At 62.6% G+C, this 20,171-nt stretch carries 23 protein-coding genes; 18 read left to right on the plus strand and 5 right to left on the minus strand.

Going from position 1 to position 20,171, the window contains the following annotated elements:
- Positions 1-115 precede the first annotated feature (115 nt).
- From J0O65_RS14620 to J0O65_RS14645, 6 genes are all read left to right on the plus strand, one after another.
- Positions 116-904, plus strand: a complete 789-nt coding sequence (locus tag J0O65_RS14620) for a DNA adenine methylase (protein WP_215407771.1) — start codon at positions 116-118, stop codon at positions 902-904.
- Positions 905-1,212: 308 nt separating this feature from the next.
- Entirely contained in the window at positions 1,213-1,779 is a 567-nt protein-coding gene (locus J0O65_RS14625; RefSeq protein ID WP_215407773.1) for a hypothetical protein, read from the plus strand.
- Between the two features lie 17 nt (positions 1,780-1,796).
- Positions 1,797-2,723 (plus strand): hypothetical protein, encoded by a 927-nt coding sequence (locus J0O65_RS14630; RefSeq protein WP_215407775.1) that lies wholly within the window; start codon positions 1,797-1,799, stop codon positions 2,721-2,723.
- Between the two features lie 20 nt (positions 2,724-2,743).
- Entirely contained in the window at positions 2,744-2,989 is a 246-nt protein-coding gene (locus tag J0O65_RS14635) for an SOS response-associated peptidase family protein (protein WP_215407777.1), read from the plus strand.
- Between the two features lie 183 nt (positions 2,990-3,172).
- Positions 3,173-3,427: an SOS response-associated peptidase family protein gene (locus tag J0O65_RS14640; RefSeq protein ID WP_215407779.1), complete on the plus strand. Its 255-nt coding sequence runs from the start codon at positions 3,173-3,175 to the stop codon at positions 3,425-3,427.
- A 113-nt stretch (positions 3,428-3,540) separates the two neighbouring features.
- Complete coding sequence (locus tag J0O65_RS14645) at positions 3,541-4,176, plus strand: hypothetical protein (RefSeq protein WP_215407781.1); 636 nt, start codon at positions 3,541-3,543, stop codon at positions 4,174-4,176.
- A 33-nt stretch (positions 4,177-4,209) separates the two neighbouring features.
- On the opposite strand, the gene J0O65_RS28250 is transcribed toward J0O65_RS14645, so the two are convergent.
- Both J0O65_RS28250 and J0O65_RS14650 read right to left on the minus strand, forming a co-directional pair.
- On the minus strand, positions 4,210-4,350 hold the full coding sequence (locus J0O65_RS28250; RefSeq protein ID WP_353056198.1) for a hypothetical protein: 141 nt from the start codon (positions 4,348-4,350) through the stop codon (positions 4,210-4,212).
- A 140-nt stretch (positions 4,351-4,490) separates the two neighbouring features.
- Positions 4,491-5,048 carry a tyrosine-type recombinase/integrase gene (locus J0O65_RS14650; protein ID WP_353056199.1) on the minus strand — a complete coding sequence of 186 codons (558 nt, stop codon included), beginning with the start codon at positions 5,046-5,048 and terminating at the stop codon, positions 4,491-4,493.
- Between the two features lie 492 nt (positions 5,049-5,540).
- Here J0O65_RS14650 and J0O65_RS14655 point away from each other — a divergent pair, with 492 nt between their 5' ends.
- The 11 genes from J0O65_RS14655 to J0O65_RS14705 all read left to right on the plus strand — a co-directional run bounded on the left by J0O65_RS14655 (position 5,541) and on the right by J0O65_RS14705 (position 17,658).
- A complete protein-coding gene (locus tag J0O65_RS14655) occupies positions 5,541-7,586 on the plus strand; it encodes a multicopper oxidase family protein (RefSeq protein WP_215407783.1) in 2,046 nt (681 codons plus the stop codon).
- Between the two features lie 68 nt (positions 7,587-7,654).
- The gene (locus tag J0O65_RS14660) at positions 7,655-9,358 is read left to right on the plus strand and encodes a tyrosinase family protein (RefSeq protein WP_215407785.1); all 1,704 of its coding nucleotides are present in this window, start codon (positions 7,655-7,657) and stop codon (positions 9,356-9,358) included.
- A complete protein-coding gene (locus J0O65_RS14665) occupies positions 9,355-9,714 on the plus strand; it encodes a hypothetical protein (RefSeq protein WP_215407787.1) in 360 nt (119 codons plus the stop codon). The genes J0O65_RS14660 and J0O65_RS14665 overlap by 4 nt, the downstream gene beginning before the upstream one ends.
- Before the next feature lie 47 nt (positions 9,715-9,761).
- Positions 9,762-11,936: a LodA/GoxA family CTQ-dependent oxidase gene (locus J0O65_RS14670; RefSeq protein WP_215407789.1), complete on the plus strand. Its 2,175-nt coding sequence runs from the start codon at positions 9,762-9,764 to the stop codon at positions 11,934-11,936.
- On the plus strand, positions 11,936-13,087 hold the full coding sequence (locus J0O65_RS14675) for an FAD-dependent oxidoreductase (RefSeq protein WP_215407791.1): 1,152 nt from the start codon (positions 11,936-11,938) through the stop codon (positions 13,085-13,087). Before J0O65_RS14670 ends, J0O65_RS14675 begins: the two co-directional genes overlap by 1 nt.
- 171 nt (positions 13,088-13,258) lie before the next feature.
- Positions 13,259-13,927 (plus strand): DUF2325 domain-containing protein, encoded by a 669-nt coding sequence (locus tag J0O65_RS14680; RefSeq protein WP_353056200.1) that lies wholly within the window; start codon positions 13,259-13,261, stop codon positions 13,925-13,927.
- A 74-nt stretch (positions 13,928-14,001) separates the two neighbouring features.
- Positions 14,002-14,832 (plus strand): TlpA disulfide reductase family protein, encoded by an 831-nt coding sequence (locus tag J0O65_RS14685; RefSeq protein ID WP_215407793.1) that lies wholly within the window; start codon positions 14,002-14,004, stop codon positions 14,830-14,832.
- Positions 14,833-14,869: 37 nt separating this feature from the next.
- Positions 14,870-15,145, plus strand: a complete 276-nt coding sequence (locus J0O65_RS14690) for a metal/formaldehyde-sensitive transcriptional repressor (RefSeq protein ID WP_215407794.1) — start codon at positions 14,870-14,872, stop codon at positions 15,143-15,145.
- Between the two features lie 10 nt (positions 15,146-15,155).
- Complete coding sequence (gene dmeF / locus J0O65_RS14695; protein WP_215407796.1) at positions 15,156-16,121, plus strand: CDF family Co(II)/Ni(II) efflux transporter DmeF; 966 nt, start codon at positions 15,156-15,158, stop codon at positions 16,119-16,121.
- A gap of 91 nt (positions 16,122-16,212) precedes the next feature.
- Positions 16,213-16,554: a zinc ribbon domain-containing protein YjdM gene (locus J0O65_RS14700; protein WP_034784061.1), complete on the plus strand. Its 342-nt coding sequence runs from the start codon at positions 16,213-16,215 to the stop codon at positions 16,552-16,554.
- A gap of 66 nt (positions 16,555-16,620) precedes the next feature.
- Complete coding sequence (locus J0O65_RS14705; protein ID WP_215407798.1) at positions 16,621-17,658, plus strand: RNA methyltransferase; 1,038 nt, start codon at positions 16,621-16,623, stop codon at positions 17,656-17,658.
- On the opposite strand, the gene J0O65_RS14710 is transcribed toward J0O65_RS14705, so the two are convergent.
- Together J0O65_RS14710 and J0O65_RS14715 are read right to left on the minus strand one after the other, a co-directional pair.
- On the minus strand, positions 17,655-18,059 hold the full coding sequence (locus J0O65_RS14710) for a hypothetical protein (RefSeq protein WP_215408534.1): 405 nt from the start codon (positions 18,057-18,059) through the stop codon (positions 17,655-17,657). The two genes, J0O65_RS14705 and J0O65_RS14710, sit on opposite strands and share 4 nt — an antisense overlap.
- Before the next feature lie 73 nt (positions 18,060-18,132).
- Entirely contained in the window at positions 18,133-18,360 is a 228-nt protein-coding gene (locus J0O65_RS14715; protein ID WP_077402374.1) for a hypothetical protein, read from the minus strand.
- A gap of 126 nt (positions 18,361-18,486) precedes the next feature.
- Between J0O65_RS14715 and J0O65_RS14720 the strand changes: the two genes are divergently transcribed.
- Positions 18,487-19,164 (plus strand): phosphoribosylanthranilate isomerase, encoded by a 678-nt coding sequence (locus J0O65_RS14720; RefSeq protein ID WP_215407800.1) that lies wholly within the window; start codon positions 18,487-18,489, stop codon positions 19,162-19,164.
- Here the strand turns inward: J0O65_RS14720 and J0O65_RS14725 are convergent.
- Complete coding sequence (locus J0O65_RS14725) at positions 19,161-20,066, minus strand: LysR family transcriptional regulator (RefSeq protein ID WP_215407802.1); 906 nt, start codon at positions 20,064-20,066, stop codon at positions 19,161-19,163. The genes J0O65_RS14720 and J0O65_RS14725 overlap by 4 nt on opposite strands.
- Positions 20,067-20,171: the final 105 nt, after the last annotated feature.

Raw genomic sequence — 20,171 nt, forward strand, 5'->3', positions numbered from 1 at the left:
TGTCGCTGCATCAACAGCGGCAATCAGCCTCGGCACGCTGGGCAGGCCAGTGAACCAAGTAGGCTCGCGCTACCTCGGGGAGGTAATTCGACTCTAACACTAGGAGGTTCACATTTTGGCATTACCTATCATCCCCTGGATCGGCGGCAAACGACGCCTGGCCGACCGCATCATCCCGCAATTCCCATCACATACCTGCTACGTCGAAGTCTTCGCCGGCGGCGCCGCGCTGTACTTCATAAGGCCGCCGGCCGAGGTGGAAGTGCTCAACGACGTCAACGGCGAGCTGATCAACTTGTATCGCGTCGTGAAGTGCCATCTGGAAGAGTTCGTGCGCCAGTTCAAATGGGCGCTGTCGAGCCGCGAGGTGTTCAAATGGTTGCAGGACACTCCGCCACATACCCTGACGGACCTGCAGCGCGCGGCGCGTTTCTTCTACCTGCAGCAGCATGCCTTCGGCGGCAAGGTCGACGGCCAGACGTGGGGCACGGCCACCACCACGCCGCCGCTCAACCTGCTACGCATCGAGGAGAACCTATCGGCCGCGCACCTTCGCCTGTCTGGCGCCTATATCGAGAACCTGGACTGGTACAAGTGCATGGAACGCTACGACCGGCCGCACACGTTGTTTTACCTGGATCCGCCGTACTGGGAAACAGCCGGCTACGGCGTGGAGTTTGAATTCGCGCAGTACGAGAAGATGGCCGAGCTGATGGCCCGGCTGAAGGGCAAGGCCATCTTGAGCCTGAATGACCACCCGGACATCCGGCGTGTGTTCGCCCGTTTCCAGATGGATACAACCGGCATTCAGTACAACGTAGGCGGCGGTGGTAAGTCGGTGGAGCGCAAGGAGTTGATTATTTATAGTTGGGATAGAGATGCGGAACCGGTCGGGCTGTTCTAAAAGGTACAAGAACTGCCGATGAGCCATGCAGTTAAATTCGAGCAGAAATTTTCTTTTTCATAGGAGTGTGGCTGAGGAGTGGATCAAAATCTTGGTGTCAATGTGGGTTGTCAACACGGGTTCCAAGTAAGGTGAAATGCATTTTTGGTAATTTTATTTTTTTGAGTAATGGTGGCATTTTATTTAACATGGCAATGTTGACATCTTCCTGTAAACGTTATACCGTACTAATGCATGTAATATTTTTTGAACAATCGATGTGAAATTATTTTTTCTCTTGTTGTCTATAAATTTCTAGAAGGAAGATTATGAAAATTAGACTTATTTTGTCTTTTGTGCTGCTATCTTTTTTTGCATTTATCTCAGTGTCAAATGCTGATGATTCTCTTCCGGCGAGCGTTTCTGTACCATCGTCTACGCGTGAGCTTGCATTTTTGGCTGCGCCGATAAAGACATCACAAGATCTGAGAGCTTACCTTGAAATGACCGAAGGACGGCATAGTCCACTTAATAAGCTTCCTCCTAATGCACGGGAGAGGTTTTTGCACAGTCTTACTTGGAATGAGCGTGGGGTGACTGGATTTTCATATGAGTCATTTCGTGAAATAACTGCCACAGAGGCCTATCAAATTTTGGCATTGTTCGGCATTCAACATGTTGCCTCCATTGTTCGACCAAAAGTGCGCAGTATCTCTGATCAGACAATCATGAGCATGGCCCGTCCTCAAGGACAAGTTGAAGCACAAGGATTCGGTCCTGGTACTATCACTCCCACTCCTGGCAATGATTTGGAAACGGACTACATGGATTTCAAATGTTCCGCTCGTGCAACCTGTTCGCGCTCAACAACCGATATTTGTACAGGTAACTGCTAATTATTTGCGATCGCCAAATGAAAATGAATTTTTTTAATACGCTTCTGAAGGTACTTTTGGCGGTCGCAATTTTAGGTAAGTTAGATTTCGTTCATAGCAAAAGTTCAGAAATTTCATATCAAAATAATATTTTTCTTGATGCTAAAGAAAAAATTAAGCGTCAGGATCTTGTGGATTATGAGTTTAATGCTCAACTATTAATCTTATACAACAACCTTTCATGGCCAAAAACATTGCCTGACTTGTTGGGGGGGGTGACTGATTCGGAAATTTCCGAGATTTTTAGCATTCTGAATTTGATGACGCATCATACGAATCAAGTTGAACTGGTTCGAAAGTTCATTTCTGTTTCATATGAACTAGAAAGAAGGGGAAGTCTATCTTCCAATGATGAGGCAGTTGTTTTGAGTGAAATCGTAGCTGCGCGACTTTTTGATGAGGCTATTGACTATAAGTCTAATCACCCTAAAATATTGCAGGAAATTCCAGTATTGATCGATGCCGGAAATTTTAAGGCACCTACAATTATGGAGTTGACTTCGGATGGTAAAAATCTTCTTAGAAAAGAGTTTATTTTTCCTTCTGGTGGATTTGTGGTAATCGTTGGATCGCCATTTTGCCATTTTTCTATGAATGCAATGAGGGTAATCATGGGAGACGGGGGGGTAGCCGAAAAAAATTCTGGAAAAATTCGTTGGATAGCCCCGCAAGATAGGTCGAATAATATTTCTGCACTTAGGAATTGGAATAAGCTACATCCAGAAACACCACTTTCTATTGTTTACCGTGCTGATGACTGGCCGCAGCTTCCCTCTTGGGAAACACCAAATTTTTACTTTTTTAATAATGGTGTATTGGTGGATTCATTTGCGGGATGGCCGAAAGAGGGGAGAATTGATCGCTTCCTTGAAGGATTGCGTGCAGTTGGACTAACGAATAAATAGCTTCGTATTGTTATGAATCAATGTCTGTAGACAACATTTCCAGTCGCAAAGAGCAGATCGAAGGCCGTTTCAGTTTTCGGTCGATCCAACTCGATTTGCCGCGCAAAGCATGGCCCGCCTGCATTGTACCCATTATGCGCGGCTTGCGTGAGTCGCCTGGTCAGCTGGAAATCATCCCAGTCATGTTTGGCATGGTGCCGCATTGGGCTGACCAAAAGCTGGCCCGTCAGAATTGCAATTCCCGCACCGAAATGGTGGCCAGCTAGCCGTCCTTTCGCAACGCCTGGAAGCGCAAGCAGTTCTGCATCATTCTGGTAGCCAACTTCCTCGAACCCAACTACGAAACCGGCAAGCCCGTGCGCTGGCGCATCGAGCGTGCCTATGGCGGTCTGATGGCCAATGCCGGCATTTGAGAGTATCGCCCAGCCGATCAGCTATTGTCATTTGCGATGCTGACGATCAACGCCGATTGGTTCCCGCTGATGCAGCGCTTTCACAAGCCCGACGACGAAAAGCGCATGGTGATGATCTTCGACCCAGACCAGTACAAAGGCTGGCTGGACGGCTCGCTCGTTTCGGAAGAGGACGTTTATCGGCAGTATCCGGCGGAGCTGCTTGTCGCGCAGCCCGACCCCATGCAACCGCGATCCCGTTCGAAAGCACCTGCGCCGGCCGCACCAGCGGAGCAGGACGGGCTCTTCTAGTTACAAATTTTGCCTTCTGGTTTCGTAAGCTTGGCAATATACTGTGTTTTTGTACAGTATATTTGGGATGGATGATAAAGGTTTGGGCATCAAGGCGTCGAGAGGATGGGGCAGTGTTGGCAGCTCCTGCGCCGGTAGTAGAAGGCGCCATACTGCTCGAACTGTTGGTGGTCGACGTAACGCTGGAGGGGAATCGGCGTCCTTCAAAAGTTGCACGCCTGCAGATGATTGGTGCGCCGCGCATTCTGGCGCAGTTGGCCAAGCCCAAACTGGTGCGGGTTCAAGGATGGAATATGGTGCTCAGCGGCATTGAGGCAACGAGGGATGAGTCTGGCCGCCCCCGCGAGGTCGCCCAGACCTGGGTATGCAAACTTTTCGTACCGGAAAACGCTATCGGATTCCGCGCCAGGGAACTGTATCGATCCGGAGTGGCGCTACCGAAAAAACTTGCACGTGAGAGCGGTGGCTCGCGCGGGGTGCTGGCGGTGGCTGACGATTACTCAAATGTGCTTCAGCGCCACGCCACGTGCGCTGAGCTGCGAGGCCATCAGATTTCAACATTTCCGGAGGGCCGCCTGATCGACTGTTACATCGATTGGATGTCGGAAGAGTCGTTCGAACTGGGCGGCCTGCAGTTGCGCTCGAGTTTCGAGAGCTGTCCGGAGCAGCTGCAGCGCGGCGGGTGGCTGGTCGGCATCGACGTGAAAGAACGCGAGCTGACGAAGAGCGAGGCGTGCATGCTGCGATAGGGTTCATCCGGCCTGTTTGAAGGTTCGCCAAGCCTACACTGCTGCCCCGTGGATGGCTGTCACGCTGGCGACGACCGGGACGGAGTTGCAGTAGTTCGCCCACACCTGCATCAGCAGGATGCGTTTCTCCAGCAGGTCGCCCCGGCGATACGCTGCCTCGACCTTATCCGGCAAGCTGTGCGCCAGCGCATGCTCACAAACCTCGCGCGGGAAAGAGTTTGCAACTGATTCCGAGCACCAGTCGCGGAACGTCGACCGGAAGCCGTGCACAGTGATATCGTGCCGACCCATCCTACGCAGCACGGCCGTTAGGCTCATATCGGATAGCGGCGTGGCCTTTTTGTTTCCTGGGAAAACATACTTCTCCACGCGTGGCATCTGCTTGAGCAGCACGATCGCCTCAGCACCTTGACGACCAGGCCGGTGTCGACGGCGGCCACGGGCAAGTCTCCGATAAAGGGCGCGGCGTAGGTCGCGAGCGTGTTTTCCCACTGCTCCGCGTGCTTGACGTTTTTCCAGCTGCCACGGTGCGCGGCGATGTAGGCGCTGGCGCATTGGTTGAACGTGATTGCCCGAGCGCGATCCAGCGCATCGGTCAGCTTGTCGGCAGCACGCGTTTCCAGGGGGTCTTTCCCTTCCAGCAGCAGTGCCCGGCAATCCCGCGCCTTGCCACGCGCCTCGGCCAGGGTTACAGTGTGCACGGCGCCAAGGCCCATCTCGCGCTGCTTGCGCTCCCGCGTGTACCGGAAGATCCAGCTCTTCGTGCCAGTCTTCGACACCTGCAGGTACAGGCCGGCGCCGTCGCCAAAATAGCCCGGTGTTTTTGCCTTGCTTACCGCCAATGCTGTCAATTTTTCGACCGTGCGCGCCATCGCCTACCCCCATTTCTACCCACATATCAAACGCGGATTTTACCGTACTCAAGCGACGCCAAGCGGACTAATTGGCAGAAAAAATGTATGAATTCAAGGGCGTAGAGGCATTAAGCGGAATTTGCCGGACGCCAATTAGGCGGACACCGTCTCCGCCAGAATAAAATAAAAAAGCCTCCCCTGCGGGAGGCTTTTTTATTTGTCTGGACGGAACGGTGGGATTCGAAGGGCTGGGCCGTGCCGGCCCAGCCCTCTCCGAATCGCCCAACCACCGCGCTGCGCGCGGGCCGTTGGCCGCGCAGCGGCCAACGCCGTCCCCTCATCTCAGGCACTGGCGGCCAGCTCCCCTTCCACCTCATCCCAAATTCAAAAAACAACAAGTGACTTAGTGTGAGAATTGACTCTTTGTCATTATGGATAATGGCAATGCTACTAAAAAAAATACGCATGCCCAGCCATGCTTCCATTGCCGAGTCCAATCGAGGAGTTGTCATGTCCAATCGCCTTCCCCGCAGCTACGTGTCGCTGTGCCTGGCCGCCATGCCGTTCGCCTGCGGCGCCGCCTTCGCCGCGGAAACCACGGCCAACCTGAATCTCGACCTGAACCTGAAGTCTGTGCCCAAACTCGAGCTGCGCCTGCTGCAGGAGCCGCCGAAACTGAAGGCGCGCGCCAGGCCCGCCAACCGCGCGGCAAGCAAGCGCGACGAGTACGAAAAGTCGTACGACCTGTACATCCGCTACGCCAACGGCAGCATCTATAACCCCACCACGGCCAAGCATGACAAGGTGTACCTGCGTTCCTACCAGCAGACGGACGGCCTGGCGCTCGATGGGCGCGACGAGCATGCGGCCACCTTCATGGCGCCCACCGTGGTGATGGCGCCGGGACAGACCGTGCGCTTCAAGCTGCATAACCAGTTGCCGGCGCTGCCGGCCGGGCAGTGCGCGACGAGCGATACGAATGCGCCGCGTCCGCGCGGCTGCTTCAACGACACCAATCTGCACTCGCACGGCCTGTGGGTCTCGCCCTCGGGCAATAGCGACAACGTGCTGATCTCGATCAAGCCCGAGGTGGATTTCGAGTATGAATACAATATTCCCATCGACCACCCGGCCGGCACGTTCTGGTATCACCCCCACCAGCATGGCGCGACGGCGATGCAGGTCGCCAGCGGCATGGCCGGCGCGCTGGTGGTGGAAGGCGACCGTTATCCGACGGCCACGGCGAATGGCGACCTCGACGTGATGCTGAAACCGTTCCAGCCCGACGATGGCAGCGGCAGCGCCGGCGAAGTGATGCTGCTGCAGCAAATCCCGTATGACTGCCCCAGCAACAGCCTGGCGCCAGCGAAGCCGTGCGAGCAGGATGCCGTGGGCGTGCTCGAGGATTTCGATCAGGTCAAGGATCCGGATGCCTGGCTGATGTCGGGCCGGTATACCTCCGTCAACGGCAAGGTGCAGCCGGTGCTGAACATGGCCACGCAGCGCCTGTACCGCTGGCGCCTGATCGATACGGGCTTCCAGGCGTCCGTCGTGTTGCGCATCCGCCGCGCCAACGATCCGCAAAAGCTGTTCCAGGCGCTCGGCGTGGCCAACCAGGACAAGGACGTGATGGATTTGTGCGACGGCGACGATGTCACGCAATTCGAGGTGGCCGGCGACGGCTTGACGCACGACAGGATCATCCCCAAGACCCTCAACTACCTGCAGCCGGGCTACCGCAGCGACATCCTGTTTTCGCTGCCGAAGGCCGGCGCGTATTGCGTGTATGCGGAAACCAACGTCAATAACATGACGACGATGCATGACGTCAACAACACGCGCCTGATCGGCGTGATCGCCGCCAAGACCAACGCCAAGGCAGCCGCACGCGCCAGGGCGGGCGAGTCGCCGCGCGACTTCCTGCTGGCCGAGTTGCGCAACGCCGTCAAGCGCCTGCCCGGCGCGCAGTTGCCCGACAGCGTCAGGAGCACGATCCTCAATGACCTGGAGAATGGCCTCAAGCTCAGCAAGTTTGTCCCGCACAAGGCGTTCACGGCGGCGGAGCAGCAAGTCTTGCGGGGCAAGACGAAGGAGTATGCGACGTTCAATATCGGCATGGTCGGCGACAAGCTTGGTTTCATGGTGGAAAGCAAGCCTCTGGACGCAGAGAAGCCGCAGGAAAAATATATCTATGATCCGCACCGCATCGACCGCACGCTGGTGCTGGGCACCGAGCAGATGTGGGAGCTGGCGTCCAAGAGGGGTAGCCATCCCTTCCATATCCACGTCAATCCCTTTCAGGTCGTCAGTGTCGTCCGGACCGACGGCGGCAAGGTGGATCAGCAATACCAGGACGTGATCGGCACCTGGAAAGACACCTTGCTGGTGATGGCCAACCACAAGATCGAGATTGCCACGCGTTATCAGCGCTACATCGGCGAGTACGTGCTGCATTGCCATATCCTCGAGCATGAAGATCAGGGCATGATGCAGAACGTCAAGGTGGTGCTGCCGGATGGCAAGGGTGGCGGCGACATCGGGGGACACGGACACTGACCGTTCCTGGCGCGAGCGCGCCTGGCCGCGCTCCCGTCTTCCTCAATCTGCCTTTGGAGCAACGATCCATGTTACGCATGAAAACCTTGACCTTTTCCCTGCTGGCTGGCCTGGCGTGCGCAGGCGTTTGCATCGAGGCGCAAGCGCAGGCCGCCGTATCGTGTCGCCCGGAATGGCTGGCCCAGGCGGAGCAGGGCGGCGCGCGCGTCGTGCGCTACCGCAAGAACATCGATGAGCTGACCCCGGCCGAGCTTGACGCCTTCAAGCATGCGGTGAGCGAGATGAAACGCAAGAGCCAGGAAAACGTGTACGACCGGCGCGGCTTCCTGTGGCAAGCGTGGGTGCATAACTGCACCTCCGTCGACGTCTTCAATGACCGCCAGGCGGCCTTGCCCGGCGACAGGCTGAAACAGCTGCTGGGCGATCCGACGCGCAACAGCTGCGACATTGCCTATTTTCTCGACAAGGTGGCGACCGAGGACAATGCCCACGAGGAATTCCCGGGCGAATGCGAGCACCAGAAGAACACCTTCCTGCAATGGCACCGGGCGCAGCTGTATTTTTATGAGCAAGCCCTGCAGGCAGCCGACCCGAACGGCGAACGGGGGCCCAGCACGCGCGACGTCGCGCTGCCGTACTGGAACTTCACCCGCAAGCCTTCCGGCGTGCGCTATCCGAAGGCCTTCGAAGACGTCGATTCGCCGCTGTACGATGCCACGCGCAAGAGGGAGGGGCTCGACAGCTCGCTGGCCACGGCCTCGCCCAACTTGCTGGCCTACCAGATCTACTACATGGACTGGGCCGATTTCGGCGGCGACGAATACGGCAGCCTGGGCGGCGGCAACCTGGAGACGAAGATCCACAATCACATGCACGCCACCTACATGGGCGGCAATATGGGCGACAACGTCACGGCCGGCCTCGATCCGCTGTTCTACGCCTTCCATAATTTCCTCGATTACAGTTTCGAGAAGTGGCTGGACGAGCATGGCGATGCGAGCATACGCGGCAGCGGGCGCACGGCGTACATGCGCAGCGAGCAGGACGCCAGCCTGCCCCGGCCCGTCGGCTGGAGCGCCGGCAGCGGCGACGATCAGCGCGACGATTCGGGCGACTACGCGGCCAACATGGGCCGGGCGGATCTGTACTTCGACACCATCCGTCAGGGCTATGGCTTCCAGCCGCGCTATGGCGGCGAGTTTGCCCGCAAGAAGGACATCCAGGCCTTGATCGACCGGCACCAGCAGGCGGGCTTCGTGTTCGGCGACAACCAGAAAAGCCTGTTCGCCGCCCTGCTCAGCGACGATGCGGCCGATGGCGCGGTCGCCACGCCCGACCTCGCCGTCACCGGCACCTACCAGATCCCGGCGCGGCAGGTGGCCGGCGACAAGCGGGCGAACATGGTGCTGGACCGCGCGCATGCCGATGAAGACTACAGTTTTCAGGCCGATATCTACCTGTATCCGGCCAAGGTGACGGCGCGCATCGGTGACAAGGCGTTCCGCGACCGTTATCTGGTCACCAGCAGCAGCCACTGGGCCTTGTCCGGCGCCCACCAGCATGACAAGTATGTCATCGAAACGGATATCACCGGCATCGTCGACAGCCTGGTCCCCAAGAAGCGCGGGCAGGCATGGCGCATCACGGCCGCCATCACCACGAATGACAAGGGGCGCGGCCTGATCCGGCAAGGCGATTTTTCCACGCCCGTGATCCAGGTCGTCGACCGCCGCAAACCAGCCGCACCCACGTATGAGGAGAGCAAGCCATGAGTGAACGGACCAGCTTCAAGCGCGACGTGCAGGGCCTGTTTTCCCGCTATGTGGCCGACATGAACAAGGTCAAGCTGGCGAACCCCGCGTCGACGGGCGTGCAGCGCCTGTATCTGAACGACTATGCGAGCGTGAAGGCGTTCGCCTGGCAGATCCAGGTGGCCATCCACGGTTACGACTATGACAGCCGCAACGCCAAATGGCTGGTGGACGCCGGGCACCGCCTGCGCGCACCGGGAGGGCGGGAGGGCGAGTATGTCATGTCCGCGCCGCACCCGATGCCGCCCGACGGCCCGATGCCGCAGGAGGGCATCGACATCTTCGACCAGTGGGTCAGGGACGGCATGCCGCCGTGACGCCTTGGCCAACCGGTACAGACACCCTTGATGATCAGGAGTTCAGCATGGCATACACAGGTTTGAGAATTCACCCGGCCATCGGCATCGCCCGCGTCGGCAACAGCGAAGAATATTATCTGGGTCCGGAAAGCCTGGCCGGCATGCCGCTCGATGGCCAGGATGGCACGGGCGGCTTGCCGATCCGGCCCGGCACCGAGGACACGACCATCGCCAGCAACGAGCTGCGCGACGCCGGCGGAAAGCTCAAGCGGCAGGCGGCCCGCTTCCGGATTTACCAGTACGCCTTCGACGCGGCGGACGGCGTGGAAAGCTATCCGCTGGGCCGGCGGGGCGCGGCGGCCGAAGTGGCCATCGGCAGCATGGTCGACGGCAAGATCGTCAAGGACATCGTCTGGACCGTGCATCTGGCGAACAAGAAAGCCAATAGCTGGGAGGGCGGGGAAGGCGTGGCGCCGTTCGACAACGCGCGCGCGCCAGCCCTGCGCAATCGGGCCTTCGGCGAGCCAGGCTCGCCGCACTTCGGCACGCCGGCCGACCCGCTGCGCCTGAAGCTGCTGGTCATCGACCCCGGACCGCGCACCGTGCAAGCCGCGCGCCAGTCGGTGCAGCGGTTCGACGCCGCCACGCCGCCGTCGTGCGTGGACGCGGCCAGCGGCGCCGTGCGCGGCCTGCCCGACTATCCCGTGTCGTTCCCGCGCGGCGGGCAGCCTGGCGCGCCGGCGCAGGACCCCGGCGCCATCATCGCGTCGCTGGGCGCCATCACCACGGAAAAGAATGGCCGCCTGCTGGTGCTGGGCGGCTATGGCAAGGCCTGCGGCTTCGACGCGCAAGGCAATCATTCGGCCGCCGCCGTCCTGCACGACAATGTCAACAACGACAACTGGTTCGATGACGTGGCCGATGGCCCCGTCACGGCCACGCTGCTGTTCGCCGACGGCACGGCGCGCGCCGTCGAGGGCGGCGCCTGGGTGGTGTCGAGCGACCCGTCGTACGCGCCGCAAACGGCGAACGTCGTGTCGCTGTGGGACGACCTGTATTGCACCTGGCTGGAAAAGATGGCGCTGCGGCCCGCCGTGTATGCGGATGGCCGCTACCAGACGAACTACCGGAGCAATTTCAGCACCGATGTCCAGCCCATTCTGCGCGCCGCGTCGCTGCAGCGCTGGACGACCAGCCTGCCGCCCAGGGCGATCAAGGAGCACGATTTATTGGGCAAGATGAAGGCCGAAGGGCTGACCTACCCGATCATGAATTTCATCCGCCATCCTGACCAGACGGGCGCGCCGCCGCTGCGGCCGCAAATGCCGCTGTCGCTGGGCGATGCGGGCAGCAGCCTGCTGACATTGACCCGTGCCCAGTATTTTTTCATGGACCAGTGGGCGCATGGCCAGTATGTGGCCGACAGCGGCAATTTCCTGCTGGGCGCGGGCGAAGCGCTCGACCGCGCGGTCTTGTTCAACTGCCTGGGCGGCCGCTACAGCCCCGGCATCGAGATGGGCTTTATCGTGCGCGATCCGGGCCTGTACCGGCAAGCGTGGCGGCGCCACGACGCTGGCGGCCCGTTCCGCATCAATGCACAGCATCTCGACTACGCGACCGCCGTCAGGGACCAGCCCTTCCTCGACGCAGGCTATATGCCGCTGCGCGGCGGCGAGGTGCAGCCTGGCGACGTGTCGAAGTTCATGGCCTTGCCGTGGCATACCGATTACAACTCGTGCGCCACGCATCTGCCCGATCCGAATCCCGGCGGCACGGTGCTCAATAACCAGCAGGCGATCGATGCGGCCACGGCGATCAATGGCAATGGCTACAATACCTTGCTGTACTCCTCCTGGCCGGCGCAGCGGCCCGTGGCCGTGTACACGTATGACGACGTCGTCGCCAATGGCGGCGAACTGGCGACGCCACGCTATTCCGTGCGCGGCAAGGGCACGCGGGCCGACGAGGTGCCGTCGACCACCCCGGAAAATGCGCAGATCGACCGCCCCGCCATGCATGTGGGCCGCTACCAGGACCGCGCGCAGTTCCTGTTGAACTGGCACCGCATCGGCGTGGTCGTGCAAAGCACGGCGATCGCGCGCAAGGCCGGCGAGAAGGCCGTCTGCAAGGATTACTACCTGGAAGTCGAAAGCCTGTTCGACAGCGATGAAAGCAACCTGGTCGAGTACTGGCGCAACACGGCCATCGACAAGGTGTACCGGCCGAAGCCGAAGCGCTGATGCCGGCGATGGATGAAAGCTCGGTTGCATGGCGGCCGTCGCGGCAGCGCTACCGGGTCGCCATCATCGGCGGCGGTCCGGCCGGTTGCGCCTGCGCGCTGGCGCTGGCGCAGCATGGCGTGCATGACGTGCTCGTGATCGAGGCGGGCGATTATGCGTCGTTTCGCATCGGCGAAAGCATTCCGCCCGAAGCCAACCGCCTGTTCCAGGCGCTGGGCATTGCGCAGGATTTTTTCGCCGAGGCGCACGCGCCTTGCCATGGCAGCTGTTCCTGGTGGGGCAGCGACAAGCGCGGCTACAACGACGCGCTGCTGCATCCGCTGGGCCATGGCTGGCACCTGGAGCGTTCCCGTTTCAATGGCTTCCTGGCGCGCCAGGCGCGCCTGCGCGGGGCGGAAGTGCTGCTGCGCGCCAGCCTGGCCGCGTCGCTCCCGGCGCAAGGCGGCGGTTTTACCCTGGAATTGAGGCTGGGCGATCCCGCGCACCCGCGCCCGGCCAGCATCCATGCGGACCTGGTGGTCGACGCCAGCGGCACGCGCGCCGTCTTCGCGCGCCAGCGCGGCAGCCGCAAGGTGGAAACGCTGCCGCTGGTATGCCTGGCCATGCGCTTCGCCGCGCCCGATGGTCCCCGTTCCGGCCTCACGCACCTGGAAGCGGTCGAACATGGCTGGTGGTATGGCGCCCATCTGCCCGACGCCACCTTGCTGCTGGCGTTCTACAGCGATGCGGCCACCGTCAGGGCGCGGCGCCTGCAGCATGCCGCGCACTGGCTGGACGGGCTGGCGGCCGCGCCCAACACGGCCGCGCTGGCCCGCGGCGCGGCGCCGCTGGCGGGCGGTGTACGGAGTTTTCCCGCGCCGTCCTACTGCCTCGACCAATTGCATGGCGATGGCTGGCTGGCCATCGGCGACGCCGCCTCCGCCTACGATCCCGTCACGTCGCAAGGCATCGTCAAGGCGCTGGCCAACGGCATGGCGGCCGCTGGCGCCATCGCCGGCCACGCCAGCCTGGGCGCGGTGGCGCACACGGTGGCGCAGCGCCATGCGCAATACCTGGCGCAGCGCCAGCAGTATTACGGCTGGGAGCAGCGCTGGCCCGCCGCGCCGTTCTGGCGCCAGTTGCATGCGGGCGCGCCGGCGCCGGCCGGATAAACCGGTCCCGCGCAGCGTGCCGTCGGGGATGGGAGTGTCCTGGCGCAGGGCAGGCAAGCGCGATGCTACAGCGCGCACACACATACGCAAATAATAATGATTCTCATTTATAATGTGAGGCAAGGGGTGGCGATGGACCGGCGCCATGGCGCCAGGCGTGTGAAGGAGGACATGATGGGCAGCAGGCAGGGCAACGAGGATGCGATCGCGCACGAGCATCGCGTGCTGATGGGCGAATATGGGCGGGTGCAGGCGCGCTGCAGTGCGCAACTGGCCGCGCAGGCGGCGCGCATCGCGCAGCTGGAGTCGGAACTGATGCGCGCGCGGGCGCAGCTCGTGATCCGCGAGACGAAGCTGGCGCTGGCGCGCGACGCGCTGGCCGAACTGGCGGCCAGCGTGCCGGGCTTGCCGACGCGCGCCCGGCTGGCGCGCAAGGTCGAGTGGCTCGGCGAGCGCGTGCAGGACTTGATGCGCGAGCTGCTGCGCCTGCGGTGGCTGCCCGCGCCAGGCTTGCAGGCCGACGTGCGTGAAAAAGCCGTGCTGTATGTGGGCAGCTATTTGAGCCAGGCTGCGGACGGCGCGCTCATGGCGCAGCAGGCCGTCGAGCAGGCCGGCGGGCGCTTCCTCCATCATGCGGGCGGCGACGACGGCGCCGACGATGCGGCGGCACTGGAAGCGGGCCTGGTGGCGGCCGACCTGGTGATTTGCCAGACGGGTTGCGTCAGCCACGATGCCTACTGGCGCGTGCACGACCACTGCAGGCGCACGGGCAAGCAGTGCGTGCTGGTGGACCAGCCGCAAGCCATGCATTTCGTGCGCAAGGAGGCGCTGGCCACCTGACCTTCGCACCGCTTAACGCCGGCTTAATCCACCTGGGCCACAATGTCCGTCCCTTGACGTGATAGAAAGCGCCCATGCTGTCCCTGCAAATCGGCCCCCTGGCCCTGCCCACGGGCCTGGTCCTGCTGTTCGTTTCCCTGTTTGTCGCCTATGGCGTGGCGTGGTGGCTGCGCCGGTATCGCCAACTACCCGATGCCGGCCCCCTCGTGTCCGACATGCTGATCGCCGGGCTGCTGGCGGCGCGCGTGGCGTTCGTCCTGCGCTGGCAGGAACAGTACCTGGCCGCGCCCTGGTCCATCATCAACATCCGCGACGGCGGGTTCTTGGCGCCGGCCGGCATCGCCGCCGCGCTGGCCATCGCCGCGTGGCGCTGCCGGCGTCCCGCCATGGCGGCCATGCGCCGTCCTCTCGCCGTCAGCGTGGCGGCCGGCGCGCTGGCCTGGGGCGTGCTGGGCGCGGGCATCGGGCTGGCGTATGACAAGCCGACGGCCTTGCCGGCCGTGGCCCTGCAGGGGCTCGATGGCGCGCCGACGACCCTGGCGGCGCTGGCCGGCGGCAAGCCCATGGTGGTCAACCTGTGGGCCAGCTGGTGCCCGCCATGCCGGCGCGAGATGCCCGTGCTGGCCGCCGCGCAGCAGGTGCGCGCCGATATCGTCTTCGTGTATGCGAACCAGCGCGAGGATGCGGCGGCGGCCAGCGCTTTCCTGGGCAGGAGCGGCGCGACCCTGCGCAACGTGGTGCTCGACGGCGAGGCGGCGCTGGGCAAGGCGGCCGGCTCCTCGGCCCTGCCCACCACCCTGTTCTACGACGCGCAGGGGCGCCTGGTCGATACCCACCTGGGCGAATTGTCCGACGCCTCGCTGGCCAGCAAGCTGCAAAAAATCGCGTCCCCCGGCTCTCTCTGATAGTATACCCCCCTATAGTATTTATCGGAGTGGAATCATGGGACACACGGCGCACAACAAGACCAGGCTGCTGAACAGGATCAAACGCATCAGGGGACAGGTGGAAGGCCTGGAGCGGGGCCTGGAAGAGGGGCGCGATTGCGGCGAGGTGCTGCAGCTGATCGCCGCCGTGCGCGGCGCCGTCAACGGCCTGATGGCCGAAGTCATCGAAGAGCACTTGCGCGAGCACGTGGCCAGCCCCGACATTTCCACCGACGAGCGGGCCAGAGGCGCCGACGACATCGCCGGCATCCTGCGCACCTACCTCAAATAAGGAGATCGTCATGCAAACGCAAACCCGCGATGAAGACCTCTCCGCCTGGCAGCATGAACACGTTTTTGGCGCCGCCAGCGACAAGGCGGAACGCCGCGCGCGCATCGTCATGTGGATCACCCTGGCCACCATGGTGCTGGAAATCGTCGCCGGCTGGTGGTACAACTCCATGGCCCTGCTGGCCGACGGCTGGCATATGAGTTCGCACGCGCTGGCCATCGGCCTGGCCGCGTTTGCGTATGCGGCCGCGCGCCGCTATGCGCGCGACCCGCGCTTCGCCTTCGGCACGTGGAAGATCGAAGTGCTGGCCGGCTACACCAGCGCCATTTTGCTGCTGGGCGTGGCCGTGCTGATGGTGGCCGCTTCCGTCGAACGCCTGTTCTCGCCGCAGCCCATCCGCTATCCGCAGGCGATGGCGGTGGCGGCCTTCGGCCTGGCCGTCAACCTCGTGTGCGCGCTGATCCTCGGCGGCCACCACGACCATCACCATGATCATCACCATGGACACGACCACCATGACCACCACGGCCACCAGCATGGCGAAGACCTGAACATGAAGGCCGCGTACGTCCATGTGCTGGCCGATGCCGCCACGTCCCTGCTGGCCATCGTTGCGCTGGCCGGCGCGTGGGCTTACGGCTGGCGCTGGCTCGATCCCGTGATGGGCATCGCGGGCGCCGTGCTGGTGGCGCTGTGGGCGAAAAAGCTGATGCAGGAGACGGGCAAGGTCTTGCTGGACCGCGAGATGGACCACCCCGTGGTGGTGGAAATCCGCGAGGCGGTGGAAGTGGAAAGCGCCGGCGACACGCCGCGCATCGTCGACCTGCACGTGTGGCGCGTCGGCAAGCAGCTGTATTCGTGCGCCCTGTCCGTCGTCAGCCGCGATCCCGCGCTGACTGGCGCCGAGCTGCGCGCGCGCATCGGCATCCACGAGGAAATCGTCCACAGCACCATCGAGATCGTGCGCCGTCCTTGATAAGGATGGTGAAAAAAGCAAGCTGATGCGGGGCGTAGGCAGTATAATGTCGGCTTTTACAGCACGCGCTGTTCACCAGACAGAGAAGACAATGAGCACATTACCACCATGCCCGCAATGCAAATCCGAATTCACGTACGAAGACGGCAGTCAGTTGATCTGCCCTGAATGCGCGCATGAATGGTCGGCCACGGCTGGCGAGGCGGCGGAAGAGGGCGCCCGCGTGTACCGCGATGCGGCCGGCAATATCCTGCAGGACGGCGACACGGTCAGCGTCATCAAGGACTTGAAATTGAAGGGCGGCGGCGGTGTCGTCAAGATGGGCACCAAGGTCAAGAACATCCGCCTGGTCGACAGCGACCATGATATCGACTGCAAGATCGACGGTTTCGGTTCCATGAGCCTGAAAACCGAGTTCGTGAAAAAAGTCTAAGCTCTTTCTTGCCATCCGCGGCGCGCCTCGCATTCCTGCCGGCGCGCCGTTTTTTATTCCGACGCCATGCAAATCGATCATCTCCGCCAGCGCCTGCGCGCCTTGGGCGCCAAGCCCCTGCACGAACAGCGCGTGCTGCGCGACTGGATACAGGCGCAGCCGCACGACCAGGGCCGGCGCCGCGCCGAAGACTTCCTGCCGCTGCCCGTGCGCGAGGCCTTGCCGGCGCTCGACCTTGAATTGCAGGGCATGCTGAAACTGCTCAGCACCCATCCGGGCGCCGACGGTTCCGCGCGCCTGCTGGTGGGACTGCATGACGGCCAGACGGTGGAAAGCGTGCTGCTGCCGCGCGACGGCCTGTGCGTGTCCAGCCAGGTCGGTTGCGCCGTCGGCTGCCAGTTCTGCATGACGGGCCGCGACGGCTTGATCCGGCAAGTCACCAGCGGCGAGATCGTCGCCCAGGTGGTGCTGGCGCGCAGCTTGCGTCCCGTGAAAAAAGTCGTCTTCATGGGCATGGGCGAGCCGGCGCATAACCTGAACAATGTGATGGAAGCGATCGAGCTGCTGGGCATTGAGGGCAATATCGGCCACAAGAACCTCGTGTTTTCCACCGTGGGCGACCCGCGCGCCTTCGAGCGCCTGCCGCAGGGAAGGGTCAAGCCGGCGCTGGCCCTGTCCCTGCACACGACCAAGCCGGCGCTGCGCGAACAGCTGCTGCCGCGCGCGCCCAGGCTCACCCCGCAGGAACTGGTGGACTTCGGCGAGTCGTATGCGCGCCTGACCGGCTACCCCGTGCAGTACCAGTGGACCCTGATGGAAGGCGTCAACGATGGCGAGGACGAGATGGATGGCATCGTCGCGCTCTTGCAGGGGAAATATGCGGTGCTGAACATGATCCCGTATAACACCATCGACGACCTGCCGTTCCAGCGTCCCAGCTGGGAAAAGGCGCGCGCCATTGCCGCCGCCCTGCACGCGCGCGGCGTGCTGACCAAATTGCGCGATTCGGCCGGGCAGGACGTGGAGGGCGGTTGCGGGCAGTTAAGGGCGCGTGAAGCAAAGGGCAAACAGGGCAAGATCATTCCCATCCGCGCCGGCGTCTAGACACCACCGAGCAAATCGTTGTCATTCAAGATCGCAAACGCGATCTCGGGATGCGCGGCCAGGCAGCGGCGCACGGCGGCCGGAATGGCGGCGCGCGTCTTGCGGCACAGGCCGGGCCGCTCCAGCAGGCGGATCTGGAAGCCGCGCACGGTGCGCACTTCGCCGCCGCCCGGCGCGATCTGCAATTCCACGCCCAGGTTGCGCTTCAACAGCAGCTGCAGTTTTTTCAGCTGCGCATGGGTGGCGATGCCTTCGATGTGCGCCAGCAGGCGCTTTTCCTCCGTCAGGTTCAGGCGCAGGATGGCAAGGTCCGCCTGCGGATCGTCGAGCAGGCGCTCGCGCTCGCAGTCGCACAGCTGCGGCGGACACTCCTTGCGGACTTCAAAGTCGACGATGCGCATGCTGGTGTTCCAGTGGCGTTCCAATGGCGATTCCGGATGAATCAAGTATCGTCCGCCACCTGGCGCCTGTCAATCAGCGCGGGCTGACGATCAGGCGCCAGCGTATCGGCCCCTGCTCGCTGCTGTGCTGGTGGTGGTTTTGCGGCGGCATGACGTGGCCTTCCGTCGACACGATCTCGTGCGCGCAGCCGTCGCAGCGGTAGATGCCCGAATACGGCACGGCTTCGCCCGGCGAGGTCAGTTCATCGAAACGCGGGTGCATGGAGCGGGCCACGTAGCTGGGGTTCTTGTAGTCGGCCATGGGTTCCTCGGGATGTGGGTAGGCCCCCATTCTGGCACACAATCGCGCGCGGCCTTGACCGCGTGTCTTGGCGCGCGCGCCGCCCTGTGTTGTAATGTTGATCATCCCAATTGAGCACGCAAGGCCATGAGAACCCGTATCAAGATCTGCTGCATCGCTTCCATCGACGAAGCGCAACTGGCCATTGCCGCCGGCGCCGACGCGCTGGGCCTGGTGGGGGCCATGCCATCGGGCCCCGGTCCGATTCCCGACGCGCGCATCGCGCAGATCGCCGCCTGGACGCCGCCGCCCGTGGCCACCTTCCTGCTGACGTCCGAGACGACGGCGCAGCGCATCGCCGAACACGTGCACGCCACGCAGCCGTCCACCGTGCAGATCGTCGGCCATATCGACCCCGGCGAAGTGGCGCAGCTGGCGCGGCAGCTGCCGCACGTGCGGCGCGTGCAGGTGATCCACGTGGAGGGGCCGCAGGCGCTGGACCTGATCCCCGCCTACGCGCCCCATGTGCACGCGTTTTTGCTCGACTCGGGCCGCCCCGGCGCGCCGGTGCCGGAACTGGGCGGCACGGGCCGCACGCACGACTGGAGCATCAGTGCCCGCTTCGTGCGCGCCAGCCCCCGTCCCGTCTTCCTGGCCGGCGGGCTGGACGCCGCCAACGTGATGGAGGCGCTGCGCCAGGTGCGTCCCTACGGCATCGACCTGTGCTCGCGCGTGCGCACGGATGGCAAGCTCGACGTCATGAAGCTGGCCCTGCTGATGGCGGCCGTGCGCGACGCGGATGCGGCGCTGTATGCGGAAGGCTAGCCGGCCGGGAGTTTGGCCATCTCGCGCACGAACGCTTCCGTAAACGCGGCCACCATGCCGCTGGCCGCGCGCGGCGAGATCAATCCCACGACGGAATGCGATTCCTCGTCCGGCAGCGCGATGAAACGCACGCCGGGCGGCGCCGCTAGGCGCATGCTGTCCGGGACGATGGCGATGCCCATGTTGGCCTCGATCAGGTTCAGTTGCGAGGTCTTGCGCGATAGGGCGCGCGCCGCTTTCGGAAAGAAGCCCTGCGCCAGGCACAGGCCCGCCACCAGGTAACTGAGGCCGCCGCGGTCCTTGTGCGGGATCGAGACGAAGGCTTCGTCGCGCAGGGCGGCGATGGTCGTGCGCTCCAGCGCGGCCAGCGGCGAAGCCGATGACACGGCCACCACCAGCTTTTCCGCGTACAGTTCGCGCACGACGATGTTGGCGTGCTTGCGCAGGGTGGGCAGGCGCACCAGGCCCAGGTCGGCGCGGCCTTCCTCGATGTCGGCCGCCTGGTTTTCCGACGAACCCTTGGAGACGTCGAGCGTAACGCCGGGGAACCGCGCCAGCAGCCGGTTCAGCACGGCGCCGATGGCGGGCGTGAGGGTGACGGAACTCGAATGCAGCAGGCGGATGATGCCTTGCGCGCCTTGTCCCACGTGGCGGGTCTGGCGCACGGTTTCCTCGATGTCGTCGAGGATGCGCCTGCCCCGCTCGTAGAATAGCTGTCCGGCGGGCGTCAGTTCGATATGGCGCGCGTCGCGCGTCAGCAGCAGGGCCTGCACCTCGCCCTCAAGCTCCTTGATCTGCCGGCTCAGGGCCGATTGCGCGATGTACAGCTTTTCCGCCGCGCGCGAGTAGCTGCCCGCATCGACGACTTCGACAAAGTAGCGGAACTGTCTGATGGAAATCAATCGTATGCCTTTTCGAGATCGGAGACTGCCTGATTTGATATTGGCCCGGCCCCCGCGTTCGCGTTACAGTGGCCTGGTCCGCTGTCACTGCAAAGGAAAGGCCAT

Source organism: Janthinobacterium sp. JC611 (assembly GCF_018682595.1).
In the GTDB taxonomy this organism is placed as follows: domain Bacteria; phylum Pseudomonadota; class Gammaproteobacteria; order Burkholderiales; family Burkholderiaceae_D; genus Janthinobacterium.